The 14011-nt window shown below is 70.4% G+C and carries 11 protein-coding genes; 5 read left to right on the top strand and 6 right to left on the bottom strand.

Annotation, left to right across the window (positions count from 1 at the left end; all coding sequences use genetic code 11):
- Positions 1-30 precede the first annotated feature (30 nt).
- Entirely contained in the window at positions 31-669 is a 639-nt protein-coding gene (locus tag Aco04nite_RS38840) for an adenylate/guanylate cyclase domain-containing protein (protein ID WP_213002226.1), read from the bottom strand.
- Positions 670-840: 171 nt separating this feature from the next.
- Between Aco04nite_RS38840 and Aco04nite_RS38835 the strand changes: the two genes are divergently transcribed.
- The gene (locus Aco04nite_RS38835; RefSeq protein WP_213002225.1) at positions 841-3666 is read left to right on the top strand and encodes a helix-turn-helix transcriptional regulator; all 2826 of its coding nucleotides are present in this window, start codon (positions 841-843) and stop codon (positions 3664-3666) included.
- 195 nt (positions 3667-3861) lie between these two features.
- Positions 3862-4638 (top strand): DUF5995 family protein, encoded by a 777-nt coding sequence (locus Aco04nite_RS38830; RefSeq protein ID WP_213002307.1) that lies wholly within the window; start codon positions 3862-3864, stop codon positions 4636-4638.
- A 64-nt stretch (positions 4639-4702) separates the two neighbouring features.
- Here Aco04nite_RS38830 and Aco04nite_RS38825 read toward each other — a convergent pair whose 3' ends face one another.
- The 3 genes from Aco04nite_RS38825 to Aco04nite_RS38815 are packed head-to-tail and all read right to left on the bottom strand — an operon-like array spanning position 4703 to position 7191.
- A complete protein-coding gene (locus tag Aco04nite_RS38825; protein ID WP_213002224.1) occupies positions 4703-5137 on the bottom strand; it encodes a hypothetical protein in 435 nt (144 codons plus the stop codon).
- Between the two features lie 34 nt (positions 5138-5171).
- Positions 5172-6518, bottom strand: coding sequence for a HAMP domain-containing sensor histidine kinase (locus tag Aco04nite_RS38820; RefSeq protein ID WP_213002223.1), 1347 nt, complete (start codon positions 6516-6518; stop codon positions 5172-5174).
- Positions 6511-7191 carry a response regulator transcription factor gene (locus tag Aco04nite_RS38815; RefSeq protein ID WP_213002222.1) on the bottom strand — a complete coding sequence of 227 codons (681 nt, stop codon included), beginning with the start codon at positions 7189-7191 and terminating at the stop codon, positions 6511-6513. The genes Aco04nite_RS38820 and Aco04nite_RS38815 overlap by 8 nt, the downstream gene beginning before the upstream one ends.
- 97 nt (positions 7192-7288) lie before the next feature.
- On the opposite strand from Aco04nite_RS38815, the gene Aco04nite_RS38810 reads away from it, so the two are divergent.
- Together Aco04nite_RS38810 and Aco04nite_RS38805 are read left to right on the top strand one after the other, a co-directional pair.
- Positions 7289-7759, top strand: coding sequence for an HAD domain-containing protein (locus Aco04nite_RS38810; RefSeq protein WP_244876616.1), 471 nt, complete (start codon positions 7289-7291; stop codon positions 7757-7759).
- Between the two features lie 52 nt (positions 7760-7811).
- A complete protein-coding gene (locus Aco04nite_RS38805) occupies positions 7812-8798 on the top strand; it encodes an arabinan endo-1,5-alpha-L-arabinosidase (RefSeq protein WP_244876615.1) in 987 nt (328 codons plus the stop codon).
- A gap of 38 nt (positions 8799-8836) precedes the next feature.
- Here Aco04nite_RS38805 and Aco04nite_RS38800 read toward each other — a convergent pair whose 3' ends face one another.
- Complete coding sequence (locus Aco04nite_RS38800; RefSeq protein ID WP_244876636.1) at positions 8837-11761, bottom strand: galactose-binding domain-containing protein; 2925 nt, start codon at positions 11759-11761, stop codon at positions 8837-8839.
- Between the two features lie 174 nt (positions 11762-11935).
- Between Aco04nite_RS38800 and Aco04nite_RS38795 the strand changes: the two genes are divergently transcribed.
- Positions 11936-12514 carry a DUF305 domain-containing protein gene (locus Aco04nite_RS38795; protein ID WP_213002221.1) on the top strand — a complete coding sequence of 193 codons (579 nt, stop codon included), beginning with the start codon at positions 11936-11938 and terminating at the stop codon, positions 12512-12514.
- A 69-nt stretch (positions 12515-12583) separates the two neighbouring features.
- On the opposite strand, the gene Aco04nite_RS38790 is transcribed toward Aco04nite_RS38795, so the two are convergent.
- Positions 12584-13978 carry a DUF1996 domain-containing protein gene (locus Aco04nite_RS38790; protein WP_213002220.1) on the bottom strand — a complete coding sequence of 465 codons (1395 nt, stop codon included), beginning with the start codon at positions 13976-13978 and terminating at the stop codon, positions 12584-12586.
- Between the last annotated feature and the right edge of the window lie 33 nt (positions 13979-14011).

Here is a 14011-nt window from a genome sequence, read left to right as displayed (position 1 = left end):
CGGCGCGTCCGGGGCTCGCTGTAGGAATTGTCAGCCGCAGGCCTGCAACGTGAGGGCACTTACTGCCGCGTTGCGCGGGTGCAGGGCACGCCAGAGCTCCACCGGGGATTGCTTGCCGTGTACGGAAACCGGCGGTAGCTCCTGGTAGTCCACCGCGTCGGCGCTCGCCTGCTGAGTGGCGGCACAGACAACGACGGTGTCGTGCGGAGCGTACGCCTGCAGCCGTGAAGCCGTGGCCACAACGCTACCGCTGACCATGCCGTACCCGCCGTCACGGGCGGCCTCCAGATCGACCATCGCCGTGCCGGTCGCGAGCCCGACCCGGGTCTTGACGGCGTACCGGCCGGACAGGAGGCGCCCCCGCAGCGACTCCTGCACCAGCAGCCCCGCACGCACCGCGGCCGCGGCCGCGCACTGCACCTCGGCCGGCGTCCCAGCATCCGGACCGGCGGTCCCGAAGACGGCCATGACGGCGTCGCCGATGAACTTCTCCACGATGCCGCCGGCGGCCCGCACCACGGCCGAGACGGTCCCGAAGTAATCGCGTTGCAGGTCTCGCACGTCGGCGCAGTCGAGCTGGTCGACGAGACTGGTGAATCCGACGATGTCGACGAAGAGAATAGTTACTGTCTGTCGTCGGCAGATAACGTCGGCGGACGTCGCGTTCATGTCATCCGCTCCCTTCCCGGTAGGCGAAGAGAACGGTGCCAGCGGCTCGCGGACAACGGATCGTCAGAATGACGTATCTGCGACAGGCGCCCCGGCGTCCTGTCATTTGTGACGCAGAACAGTCCGAACCGCCGAGAGAGCACCGCGGTGCTTCCCACTAGGCTGCCACGCATGGCCAGCGAGGGGGACGACGCGCCACTTGTCGGACGTACCGGCACACTGACGTCGATTCAGGCCGACCTGGCCGCCATCGGTCCCGGTGGGACGGCGGCGGTTTTCGTCACCGGCGAGAGCGGCGTCGGCAAGACCCGGCTGTTGCGGGAAACAGCAGAAGCGATGCGCGAGGCCGGAGCCGCCGTGCTCTACGGAGCGTGTCTGGATATCGGTGACGCCTCGCCGCTGCACCCGGTCCTGCAGGCGCTGCGCCAGGCCGGCGCGCACCCCGGCCCGGGCTCGCCCGACGCGGCCGCCTCCGACGGCGCCGGCGCTCTGCTCGAACGCGTCTCGCATCAGCTGCAGACCCTCGCGCAGGGCCGTCAGCTCCTGCTGGTGCTCGACGATCTCCAGTGGGCCGATCGCAGCACCCGCCAGCTGCTGCTCTACCTGCTCGCCGGGCTTGGCGAGATCAACCTGTCGGTGCTGGCCGCGGTCCGCTCGGAGTCGCTGCACGGCTCCCATCCCCTGCGGCGGGTGCTGGCCGAGCTGCGGCGGCTGCGCAGCGTACGGGTGCTGGACCTGGCACCCCTCGACCGTGAGGCCACCGCCGAGCTGGTCGCCGCGATCGCCGGCAACGACGTCGTCTCCGAGGACGCCGACCGGGTCTTCAAGCGCAGCGGGGGCAACCCGTTCGTCGCCGAGGAGCTGGCCCGTGACCTGCGTGACGGCCGCGTGGAGCTGTCCGACACCCTGCGCGAGATCTTCCTGTCCCGCGTCGACGAGCTGCCCCCGCACGCGCACGAGGTGGTGCACGCGGTGGCCGCCGGGGTGGAGCCGGTCGAGCACGCGCTGTTGGCCCGGGTGCTGCCGCTGGGCGAGACGGAACTGATCGAGGCCATCCGTGCCGCGGTCGCGCACCGCTTCGTGACCAGCGCGAACGACGGCTACCGGCTGCGGCACCGGGTCGTGGCCGAGGTGCTGGAGCACGAGGTGCTGCCCGCCGAGCACGCCGCCCGGCACCGCCGTTACGCCGAGGCGATCGAGGCCGCGCCCGGCGACAACGACCACGCCCGGCTGGTCCGGCACTGGCAGCAGGCCGGTGAACCGGTCCGCGCGCTGCCTTCGGTGATCGCCGCCGCCCGCGCCGCGGAGGAGCTGTACGGCTTCACCGAGGCCTACCGCTACTGGGCGCTCGCGCTGAGCCTCACCCCCGAGGACGACTCCGCGCGCACCGCCCTGCTCGGATACACCGCCGAGTCGGCCCACCGGTGCGGCGAGCACCAGCGCGCGCTGACCACGCTGGAGCAGCTCGCGGCCCGCCCGGACGCCCCCGGCGAGTGCCAGCTCCACCTGCGGCGGGCCCGCTATCTGGCCGCGGCGGGCCGGGCGGCGACCGCCGAGACCGAATACGAGCTCGTTCTCGCCGCCGACGAGTGCACCCCTCGCGAGAAGGCCACCGCCGCCGCCAACCTGGCCGAGCTGCTCGTGCACCTCGGGCGGTACGCCGACGCCGGTGACCGGGCCCGCGAGGCCCTGGAGCTGGCCGACGGCACCGAGGACTCGACCGCCGACCTGGTCCGGGCCAGCGCCGCGCTCGGGTTCAGCCTCGCCTTCCTGCAGGACCCCGACGCCGGGCTCGCGATCGTCCGGCAGGCGGTGGAGATCGCCGAGCGCTCCGGGCACCCCGAGGACATCGGCGTGGCCTACCAGCACCTCGCCGAGCTGCTCACCAACCCGCTCAGCAGCGTGGAGGAGGGTGTCCTCGTGGCCCGGCGCGGCGCGGAGAAACTCGCCGCCATCGGGCAGGGCCGCAGCTACCAGACCCGGCTGCTCGCGATCGCCGCCAACGGTCTCTTCCGGGTCGGCCAGTGGGGTGAGGCCCGCAAGGTGCTCGACGACGCGATGCGGCACCGCCCGTCCGGCGCCGACGCGGTCGACATCCTGCTCGCGCGTTGCCGGCTCTGGGTCGGCTTCGGCGACATCGAGGCCGCCAACCGCGACCTGGACGCCGTCGCCACCATCCTGGCCGGCGGTGGTGCCCGGCACGTGCTGCCGATGCTGACGCTGCGCGCCGGGCTCGCCATGTGGCAGGGCCGGCACGCCGATGCCCGCGCCGCCGTGCAGCGCGGCCTCACCGAGACCCGCTCCGACGACCTCGTGCTGCTCGGCGTGCTCGCCTGGCACGGGCTGCGCGCCGAGGCGGAGGCCCAGGCCGGCGGCGAGGTGCCGGTCGACCCGGCCGCCGTCCGGCGGCTGCGCAGCATCGTCGAGCGGATGGCCCGCGGGGTCGGCGACGCTGCCCCGCAGGTCCGGGCGGTCGTCGACGCCTATCTCGACCTGTGCACCGCCGAGATCAGCCGCATCGAGCAGCGCAGCGACCCCGAGCTGTGGGCCCGCTCCGCGAGCGCGTGGGACCGGCGCGGACAGCCCTATCCGGCGGCCTACTCGCGGCTGCGTCAGGCCGAGGCCTCGTTCGCCCGGCGGGTCCGTAAGGCGGCCGCGACGATGGCCATCCGCGAGGCGTACGCGACAGCCCAGGCCATGGGCGCGAAACCCTTCGCCGCCGAGATCGTCCAGATCGCCGGCCGGGCCCGCGTCACCCTGGTCGAGGCGCCCGGCTCGGCCGTCGCGCCCGAGCGCGGCACCGACGAGCTCTCCCTGCTGACCGAGCGGGAGCGCGAGGTGCTGGCCGCGGTCGCCGAGGGTCTCACCAACCGCGAGATCGGCCAGGCGTTGTTCATCAGCGAACGCACCGTCGGCGTCCACGTCGGTCACATATTCGACAAGCTCCAGGTGCGCACCCGGGTCCAGGCCAGCCGGGTCTACCTGGGTGCGGCGTGACCCGCCCTCCCGTTACTCATTCGTTATCTACGTAGCAGGGATACGTAGTTCTACCGATCCGCGCGTAGGTGAGCGGTGAAAAGCTGAGGTCCGTTCGGGGGAGCACCGCCCGGCGGACCGCCCCGCACCACGGGGGCCATGGGTCGCCGGGCGGTGCTGGAACACTCCGCCCCGCAGTCCGCCGTGGAGGGATCGATGATCACCGAGTCGTCCGTGTGGGGACCCGTGCAACGGGACATGGCCGATGTGCTCGCCGGTCACCCTGACGACGTGCCCTCGGTCGTCGACCAGCTGACCCGCCTGCAGGACGTACTCACCCACGTGCCGCCGCTGATGGGCAGCAACCCGCTCGCCGACTTCAACAAGCTGTATCTCACGATCACCACGAGTGTGCTGGAGCGGCTCTACGCCGGCCAGTTCGCCGACCCCGCGTTCCTCTCCCGCCTCGACGTCGAGTTCGCGGCCCGCTACTTCGACGCCCTGCGCCAGTGGTCCGACATGAGCGCCGGCTGCCCCCGTTCCTGGATGGTGCTGTTCCACCGCATCCCCGGCCCGGACGCCCGTCCACTCCCGTCCGCCGCCGCCGGCATCAACGCGCACATCAACTACGACCTGCCGTTCGCCCTGGTCACCACGCTCGACTTCCAGGGCTGCGACCCGGTCGACGACAGCGACCAGCACCGCGACTACCTGCAGATCAACGACATCTTCGCCGAGCAGATCCCCGGTCTGCGGCGCGGTTTCCTCGAAAAGTGGCAGCTCCTCATCGACATGATGAACGGCGACCTCGACGACTGGTGGCAGGGCGAGGTCGTCGAGTACACCCGCAACGTCGCTTGGCGCAACGCCCAGCGTCTCTGGGCCGTACGCCACGACCTGCAGGCCGTCTCCCAGGAGCGCACCCGCCTCGACCGGGCCGCCGAGTCGCTCGGCAAGCTGCTGCTCTCGCCGATGGGCGCGATCCTGCAGTAACGACTTCACTGAGGGGGCGGGGCAGGGCCCGCGTTCGGTCGTCCGAGCGCGGGCCCTGCACCATTTACTTCACCCTGACCAGGCGCGCAACGGTGGCATCGCCGTCCTTGCGGCCCGCGACCCCGACCTCGGCGCCGGTCTTCAGCGTCCCCTGCACCTTGGCCTTGTCGCCCAGCGTCCAGGTCTGGGTGAACCCGTCGCTCGACTTGACGCTGAGGGTCTTCGCGTCGGTCGCCGTGACCGTGCCGCGCTGGACCACCACCGTCCTGGTTCCCTCCTTGACCTGCACGGTGATCTCGCCGTGCAGGGTGTTCTTACGCAGGTACGCCCGTCGCGGCTTCGCGGCCGCCGCCTCCGACGGCGAGGCCGAGGGGGCGTCCATCGCGGTGAGGGCGTAGGTCTCCGCGGCGACATCCGCGGTGGTGGGTGCGGCGCCGCAGCCCGCGAGCGCGAGCAGGCCGGCGAGTCCCAGAGAGAATGCGATGCGGGAACGTGTCATGCGGCCAGCTTCGGGCTCGCCTGCACGGAGGCGATCAGCGTTGTGTTCGGGTTGTGTAAGGGAGCGTGATCGAGAACATCGCTCCGCCTTCCGGGGCATGGCCGGCTTCGATGGTGCCGCCGAGCCGCGTGACGAGCCGGGCGGCGAGGGCAAGACCGAGGCCGCTGCCGGTTTTGCGTACGTGCCGGTAGCGCTGCTGCAACGCGCCGCGCTCGAACGCCACGGCCAGGTCCTCGTCGGTGAAACCCGGGCCACCGTCACGGACCTCGATGACGCCGCCGCGCTCCCCCGCTCGCACGGCGAGGATCAGGGGTGTGCCGGGTGACAGCACCCGCAGCGCGTTCTCGCAGAGTCCGTCGATCACCTGGCGGATCCGGCCGGGATCGGTGTCGACCAGGACCGGCGAGGCCGGCAGATCGACGGTGAGGGACGGGCCGTCCGGCGTACATCTCGGCGCCCACGCCTCGCCCGCCGCGCCTGTCAGGTCTGCAAGATCAACCGCGACTATGTGTACGGGCAGGTCAGCAGCTTCGAGCCGGGACAGCACCAGCAGATCCGAGATGAGCCGGTCGAGCCGATCCGCCTCGTTCAGCATCGTCTCGCCTGCCTTCGCCGCGCCGTCCGCTTCGACCACACCGTCGGCGAGGGCCTCGGCGTACCCGCGGATCGTGGCCAGCGGCGTACGCAACTCATGCGAGACCGACAGCAGGAATTCGCGTTCCCGGCCCTCACTGACCTGCAACGCCGCGCCCAACTGGTTGAGCGCGGTGGCGAGCTCGGCGGCCTCGACAGGTGGACGGACAGCCAGGCGCACCGTGCGGTCCCCCGCCGACAACCGGCCCGCGGCGAAGGCGGCCTGACGCAGCGGACGGGCGATGAAGTGGGCCAGCAGCGCCCCCGCGCCGACCCCGCCGAGCAGGCCCGCGAGCAGCGCGATCCAGACCCCGCCCAGCACCTTGCCGGCGGTGCCGGAGACGGCGCTCCGGGTCAGCACCACACCGGCGTTGTTGCCGCTGAGGGGGCTTCCTGCGATCAGCACCGCCTTACCGCCGACGACGCCGCGGGTGTTGACGACCTGACCTGCCGCGATCTGCGCGACGACCCGGGCGGGCAGCCCGGGGTGATCGGGGACGCCCCGCCGGACCAGGTAGAGGGCGATGCCGTCGTCGCGGAGCCGGGCGACGATCCGCTCGCGGGCAGCCGGGCGCTCGGTGGCGAGCAGCTCGACGGCGATCGCGGACTTCTCCACCAGGTCGGCGCGGGCCGCGTTGTTCGCCGAGCGTACGGCGATCGGCAGCGCCACCAGCGCCGTGATGATCACGGAGATGACGGCGGTGGCCGCGGTGACGAGCACAGCCCGCCCGGCAAAAGTCCTAGGCATCGGCGGTGTAGCCGACTCCGCGAACCGTGCGGATCAGACCGGCGGCGGCGCCGAGCTTGGCGCGGACCTGGGCCACGTGGACGTCGACCGTGCGGGTGCCGGCGTGGGAGGCGTACCCCCAGACCGCCGCCAGCAGCTCCTCGCGGGTGAAGACCCGGCCCGGGCGGCCCAGCAGATGCCCCAGCAGGTCGAACTCGGTGGGGGTGAGGGTCAGCGGATCGCCCTCAACGGTGACCCGGCGCCGCCCCGGGTCGAGGGTCAGCGGCCCGAGCGTCTTCACCCGCTCACCCTCGCCGGGCCCGGCCGCGCGGCGAAGCAGTGCCCGCACCCGGGCGACCAGCTCGCGCGGGCTGAACGGCTTGGTCAGGTAGTCGTCGCCACCCAGCTCCAGGCCGAGAATCCGGTCGACCTCGTCGTCGCGGGCGGTCAGGAACACCACGGGGGTCCAGTCACCGGCCTCGCGCAGCCGCCGGCAGATCTCGGTGCCCTCCATGCTTGGCAGCGCGATGTCCAGCACGCACACGACCGGGCGCATGCGACGCGCGGCGGCCAGCCCGGCGGCACCGTCGTGCTCGACGTGCACGCCGTACCCGTCCCGGCTCAGATAGAGCCTGACCAGGTCGGCGATGGGCCGCTCATCTTCCACGACCAGGACCAGCCCCTTGTCACTCACCCGATCATTGTGCCCAGAAATCAACCGGCGCGATGTTCGGGGAACGTACGGGCCGGGTGTGTTCAAAAGTGTCAGGGGTCGGGTGTTTCATAGATGGGTGAACCGACCCGTGATGCTGCTGGATCTTGACGGCGTGCTGAACCCGTTCGGTGCGTCCACCTGCCCGGAGGGCTACGTGGAGCACGAGTTCTACCCGGGTGAGGGCCCCCTGCGATATTGTCCCGCGCACGGCGAGTGGATCAGTGAGCTGGCCACCGCCGGGGAGTTGCGCTGGGCGACCGCCTGGGGTGACGACGCCAATACGCTGTTCGCGCCGATGCTGGGCATCGAGCCGTTGCCGTTCGTGCCGTTCCCGCCACTGCCGTTCCTGCCCGAGCAGAAGGTCCCGGCGATCGCCGAGGTCGTCCAGGACCGGCCGGCCGCCTGGATCGACGACAACCACACCGAGGCGGGTCGCCGCTGGGCGGCCGAGCGCGCGGCGCCGACCCTGCTCGTGCCGATCGACTCCGAGGTGGGCTGGACCCGCGACGACGTGGAGAAGGTCCTGGCCTGGGCCCGCGACCTGTAATTTTCCGGTGCCGCCCGGGCAACCTTTGCGGCCCGGGCGGCAACTTGAGCGCGTGAGCCAATCCCCTCTGCGCAAGATCCTGCTGACCGTGGCGACCGGCCTGGTGGCGGTGGCGGCCGGCGTCTACGGCCTCGAGAACGCCGACGCGGCGACCTACCCGAACCCGGGTGTCGTGACCGGGTCGACGTTCGCGCACGACCCGTCGATGGTGAAACGGCCGGCGGGCGGTTACCTGCTGGCGTACACAGCGCCCGGTATCGGTTTGAAGACCTCGGCCGACCGCACGGCCTTCGCCGACGCCGGGAAGGCGTTCCCCAACGGCACGCCGTGGGCGGACAAGTACACCGGCGGTGACACGAACCTGTGGGCGCCGGACATCTCATACCGGGGCGGGAAGTACATCATGTACTACTCCGCGTCGACCTTCGGGAAGAGCGTCTCGGGCATCTTCATGGCGACCAGCACGACCGGCGCGGCCGGGAGCTGGACCAACCAGGGGCTCGTCGTCGAGAGCACGGCGGCCAGCGGCTTCAACGCCATCGACCCGAACCTCGTCGTGACGTCGTCCGGTGAGTGGTGGATGACGTTCGGCTCGTTCTGGAGCGGCATCAAGATGGTCAAGCTCAACCCGTCGTCGGGCAAGCGGGCGGACACCACCATCCGGTCCATCGCCGAGCGGTTCACCACGGACAAGGCGATCGAAGCACCGTACGTCTACGAGCACGGCGGCTACTTCTACCTGTTCGTGGCGTTCGACGCGTGCTGCAGGGGTGCGGCGAGCACGTACCGCACGATGGTCGGCCGTTCCAAGAGCATCACCGGACCGTACGTCGACCGCGCGGGCACGGCGATGACGGCCGGCGGCGGCACCGAGATCCTGGCGAGCCACGGCAGCGTCTACGGCCCCGGCCACCCGGCGGTGTTCGCGGACGGCACCGACTCGGTGCTGGTCTACCACTACTACACCGCCGCGGGTGACGCCCGGCTCGGCATCAACCTGCTGGGCTTCGACTCCTCGGCGTGGCCCTACGCGTTCTGAGGGTGGGTGCCGCCCTCAGCCGAGGGCGGCACCCACTCCTAACTGCGATAGACCCCGAACTCCCACAACGAATATCCGTACGCCGTGGCGCGCCCTGTCGCGTTCACGCGCACGTAGCGGCCGGAGCCGTTGAGGTCCAGGTCGTCGAAGCCGCCGTTACCGGTCGTCGTCGTGTAGAGCGTGGACCAGGACGAACCGTCGTTGGAGACCTGCACGGTGTAGCCCTTGGCGTACGCCGCCTCCCACGCGAGCTGCACGTGGTTGAAGGACTGGACCGAGCCGAGATCCACCTGGGCCCACGCGGTGTCGACCCATTCGCTGGCCCAGCGGGTGCCGTAGTCGCCGTCCACGGCGTACGCCGGGAGCTGCGGCCCGTTCGTCCCGGTCGGCTGGTACGACGACGCGGTGACCGTTCTGCCCCGGGCCAGGTTGGTGCCCGGGATCGTGGGCGGGACGACCTTGAACGAGCGCTGTTCGATGCCGACGTTGCCCTGGCCGTCGTACGCGTAGACGTAGACCTTCCAGACGCCGAGCTGCTCGGGTGCGCGTACGGTGAAAGCGCCGTTGCCGTTGTCCGTGAAGACCACATTGGTCAGCCCGGTGTTTCCGGTGATGTGCTTGTCCGAGAACATCAGGTTGTAGCGGATCAGGTCGCCGTTCGGATCGCTGGCTGAGGCGTTCACGGTGAACGTGCCACCCGCCGGCACCGCCGTTTGGTTACCGACCGTCATCGCGGTGATCTCGGGCGGTGTGTTCGCCGAGGCCGTCCCGGTGTACGCCTGCTTCAGCGCGTGATATCCGAGCCGCCGCCACCCGCCGGTGAAGGTGTTCAGCCACACGCCGCCGAAGTCGTTCTCCAGCCCGTAGTGGAACTCGGTCGCCCCCAGCGCCACGCCCGGGTGCGCCTTGATCGCGTTCCAGCTCGCCGTGTATCCGGCGCGTTTCTGCAGGTCGGTGGGCTCGGTCGGCACCCCGTTCACGTCATTGGGCACCTCCCACTCGCCCGCCGGACCACCCTCCGTGACGATGTACGGCTTCGTGTACCCGCCGTTGATCCAGTCCTGCTTGACGTTGCCGATCGCGCCGTAGGAGTTCACGGCGAGCAGGTCCAGGTCGGGGGCGTACTGCTTGTAGTACGGCCACGCCCCCGTGTACGCGTCGGTGGAGGTCACGGGGTGGTTCGGGTCGGCCGCGTGGATGGCCTGGGCGAGCTCGTTGACGAATTTCGCGTACCCGATGCGCCGGGCCTCGACCTCGGCCGCGGACAGCCCGTGGTCCTGCATCGTCAGGATCACCTCGTTGCCGACGTCCCACAGCAGCACGCCCTGCCGGTTCTTCAGCGCGTTGACCCGGGCGACGATCTCGGCCTTCACCGAATTCTTGTATGCGGTGTCGTTGGCATAGTCGGCACCCTGGTTGAGCCAGTGCCCGACGACGACCTTCAGCCCCTGCTGCGCCGCCTTGTCCAGCAGCCCCGGCGTGTTGGCATCATCCACGCCCCAGATCCGGATCGTGTTGACGCCCATGCTCTTCAGATCCCGCAGGTAGCCATCCGCGGCTGCCTGCGGCGGGCCATAGGTCAAACCCTTGAGTGTGTACGCGGACCCGTTGACGTTGAGCTGCCAGTTCCCCTGCGAGCCCGTGACGCGTACGACGCTGGGCCCGGCCGGAGTAGCCGGATCGGTCATCGCCGCCGGGGTGGTCCCGGTCTTGCGGGCAACGCTCACCGAGTCGACGGAGAGCACCCCGCCGGAGGTCGTGGCCGCGGTCGGCGTGGTGTAACCCGCGACCGCGTTCGGCAGTGACCCGCCGATGGCCAGGTCGAGCCGCAGGAAGAAGCCGTGGTGGATCGCGGCCTGCCAGGCGGCGACCCCGACCTGTGATTCCTTGACCACCCAGGTCTGCCGTCCGTCGAGCGAGAAGCGGATCTCCTCGTCGGTCAGCGTCCGGTCGACGACCTGTGAGTACTCGTGGAACCCCGTCTGGCATCCGCTGCAGCTCGCGAATCCGCTGGCCCGGCCGTTGTACTCGGCGCACGGACCGTCGGGCGCGGACCCGCAGTGCAGCGTCTGCGACAGCTGGCTGCGACCGTTGACGTCGGTCATGATGTCCGTCTCGCCCACGCCCGGCCAGTTCGTGTAGTTGCCGCGGTAGGCGGCCCCGGTCGCGCGGAACCCTGGCCAGTACCCGGCGCCGTTCGCCACATCGGGCTGCTTGAGCACGGCGGTGAAGCGGGTCTGCTCGCCGGCCCGCGGCTCGAAGTCGGTGCGCTGCGTCTCGATCCGGCCCGAGGTCCAGGCGCCGGCGCCGTCCCGGATCGCCTTGATGTTCAGCTTGCCGGCGCCGTCGAGGGACACGTTCGCGGTCAAGGCGCTCGCGGTCTCCACCTCGCCGGTCCCCCAGTTGGCCGCGCCACCCGGATACTGCGTGCCGGTGCGCAGGATCCAGTTCGCGGCGCTCGGCGAGGTGCCCGCCGTACCGGTGAAGTCATCGGTCCAGACGGTCGACCAGTCGCCGCCACCGCCACCGGTGGCTGAGCCGTAGACCTTGAACTCCCACAGCGAGTAGCCGTAGCCGCTGCTGCGCTGCACACCCTGCATCCGCACATATCGCCCGGAGCCGGTCACCCCGAGCGTTTCGGTGCCGCCCGCGCCGGTGGTCGTGCTGTAGATGTCGGTCCAGGCGCTGCCATCGGCACTGGTCTGGATCTTGTACGCCTTCCCGTACGCGCCCTCCCACTGCAGCACGACCTGGGAGACGGTGAACGTGGAGCCGAGGTCGACCTGCAGCCACTGCGCGTCGGTGAACTGGCTGGACCAGCGCGTGCCGGTGTTGCCGTCCACGGCGTTGCCGGGGGTCACGTCGGCGCCCTCCTGCGAGGACGCGGTGGCGGGGCGGCCCTGGGAGATCAACGGATCGGCGGCCTGCGCCGGGCTCGGCACGCCGACGAGGGCGGCGACCATGAGCGCTATCAACAGGGGGATCTTGGATGGAAGCACGGGGGACTCCTGACGCTGGTGCTTGGAAAGCGCTCTCCGAAGCATGCGGGCAGTGTTACAACCATGTTGCCGACCGTCAATACCTGGCTAAGCCTTTGCCCAATTGACACAACAGTCGGTGACACGGAGACTCGCTGTGTGAATCGGCATTCCTCCCTCGCTTTTGTGACCGCATGGGCGCTTACCGCCGCGCTCGGCACAGCCGCGTGCGGGAGCGGTGACACCCCGGCGCCGCCCGCTTCCGCCGCCGCCACACCCGCGCCGTCGGCGGGCGGCGTGGGCTTCTTCGGCGGCACCGACCTCGCCTGGATCGAGATCAACATCGCGATGGACGAGGAGTTGCTCCCGCTGCTCGCCCTCGCGCCCGCCAACGGCTCGAGTCCGCAGGTCAAGGCGCTGGCCGCCGAGCTCACGACGTTTCACCAGGACGAGCTCTCCCAGCTCAGGGCGCTGCACGACGAGGCCAAACTGCCGTCCGAGAACCCGCACAAGGGCATGCCGATGCCGGGGATGGTGACGCCCGAGCAGGTCACCGCGGCGGCCCAGGTGCGGGGGACGGCGTTCGACAAGCTCCTCACCGAGGCACTGAAGGCCCACTTCGAGCAGGGCGTGAGTCTCGCCGGCTCCGAGGGGAAAGCGGGCCTTGAACCGCGTACCAAAGAACTCGCCGTAAAGGTGATCTCCACGCGCCAGAAATATCTCGAAGATCTCGGCTGAGTTTCTGTTATCCGCGTCCCGATAAAACGTCCGGGCCCCTATTGCGAGGGACCCGGACGTTTCTCGGCATTACGGGAGAACGTAGTTCTCGTTGAGCGCGGCGCCACGATCCGGCTTGTACTGGTCGAAGCCGCGCGGGTCACACTGCAGCCCGCCGTCGATGCAGTGGCTGACGAGTGCCGCGAGCGTCGGGGCGTCCCACGCGTTGTAGAAGTCGTAGTGGAACGAGTACGCCCGGCCGCTGGACAGCCGTACCGCGGACATGTTGCCACTGACCGGGAACGCCATCTTGAACTCGATCATCGGGACCGCGACCGGGTGGTCGGCGGGGCAGACCCCGACCGTCGGGTACGCCATGTGGCTCTTGTGGTCGGGCGTGTCCAGGTGGATGCCGTCCCAGCAGCTCGGCGCCTGGTAGCGGATGTTGAGCTGGCTGCCCGCGACACAGCTGGCCGGGAAGTCCCAGTTGCGGACGCTGTCCCCGCACTCCCAGCCCTCGACCGCGCCGGGCGAGTTACGGAACTCGTCGAGCGTCGCCGCCGGGCTGCCCACGACGTAGCGCAGGCCGGGCGGGGAGGGTCGCACGCTGCGGTAGTCGATGACGCCGCTCTTGTAGTAGATGACCTGCCGGCCGACCGGCTGCACCGCGGTGTCGCCGTTGAGCAGCGTCGGCATCCAGTAGCCGGTCTTGTCACCGGGCGTGATGCAGGACGTCTGGCCGGACTGCAGGCTGGTCAGCGTGGTCGCCGCGTTGGTCGTCGTGTTGCCCATGAACGTGTGCGAGTGCGAGGCGCCCGGCATGTTCGGGAACACGATCGGGTCGTCGGGCAGGTTCGAGCGGCTCACCGAGCAGTTCGCCTGGAACTCGTGATGGGTCGTGGGCGGGTTCGTCGCGGGTGGGGTGGCCGTTGACGGGGTGACGCCGGTTACGGGCGGGTTCGCGTACACATAGCCCGGTCCTTCGGAGGGCGGCGTGCCGGCGACGGAGCCGTAGACCTTGAACTCGATGAGCGAGTAGCCGTAGGTCGTGCCGCGCTGGGTGCCGTACATCCGCAGGTAGCGCCCGGAGCCGGTGACGTTGCGGGTCTCGGTGCCGCCGGTGCCGGTGGTCGTGCTGAAGATGTCGGTCCAGGCGGTGCCGTCCGGGCTGGTCTGGAGTTTGTACGCCTTCCCGTACGCGGTCTCCCACTGCAGCACCACCTGCGTGATCGTGGCGGTGCTGCCGAGGTCGACGCGCAGCCACTGGGGATCGGCCCACTGGCTGCCCCAGCGGGTCTCGGCGCGGCCGTCGACGGCGGCGGAGGCGGGTGACTCGCCGTTCTCCAGTGACGAGGCGATAGCGGGTCTGCCCTGCGACAACAGGGTGTCGGCGGCGTGTGCTTGCGGGATGCCGACCAGCAGCGCCGCACCCGCGAGCGCGGCGGCACCGATCGGGGCGACGAGACGTCTGAGCTTCGTTCTCATGGGATCTCCCGGGGATGTTCCCGCGCGGTGCAC

The organism is Winogradskya consettensis (assembly GCF_018332715.1).
GTDB lineage: Bacteria > Actinomycetota > Actinomycetes > Mycobacteriales > Micromonosporaceae > Actinoplanes > Actinoplanes consettensis.
Note: the sequence above shows the minus strand (reverse complement) of the source record. Positions and strands in the feature narration are given on the sequence as shown.

Bases quoted from the DNA above. Each gene is read 5' to 3' on its own strand.
- Aco04nite_RS38800 (WP_244876636.1), bottom strand. From the start codon at position 11,761: ATGGTCGCCGCCCTCGTCGGCGTGCCGAGCCCGGCGCAGGCCGCCGAT.
- Aco04nite_RS38790 (WP_213002220.1), bottom strand. From the start codon at position 13,978: ATGAGAACGAAGCTCAGACGTCTCGTCGCCCCGATCGGTGCCGCCGCG.
- Aco04nite_RS38840 (WP_213002226.1), bottom strand. From the start codon at position 669: ATGAACGCGACGTCCGCCGACGTTATCTGCCGACGACAGACAGTAACT.
- Aco04nite_RS38820 (WP_213002223.1), bottom strand. From the start codon at position 6,518: ATGCCTAGGACTTTTGCCGGGCGGGCTGTGCTCGTCACCGCGGCCACC.
- Aco04nite_RS38835 (WP_213002225.1), top strand. From the start codon at position 841: ATGGCCAGCGAGGGGGACGACGCGCCACTTGTCGGACGTACCGGCACA.
- Aco04nite_RS38825 (WP_213002224.1), bottom strand. From the start codon at position 5,137: ATGACACGTTCCCGCATCGCATTCTCTCTGGGACTCGCCGGCCTGCTC.
- Aco04nite_RS38830 (WP_213002307.1), top strand. From the start codon at position 3,862: ATGATCACCGAGTCGTCCGTGTGGGGACCCGTGCAACGGGACATGGCC.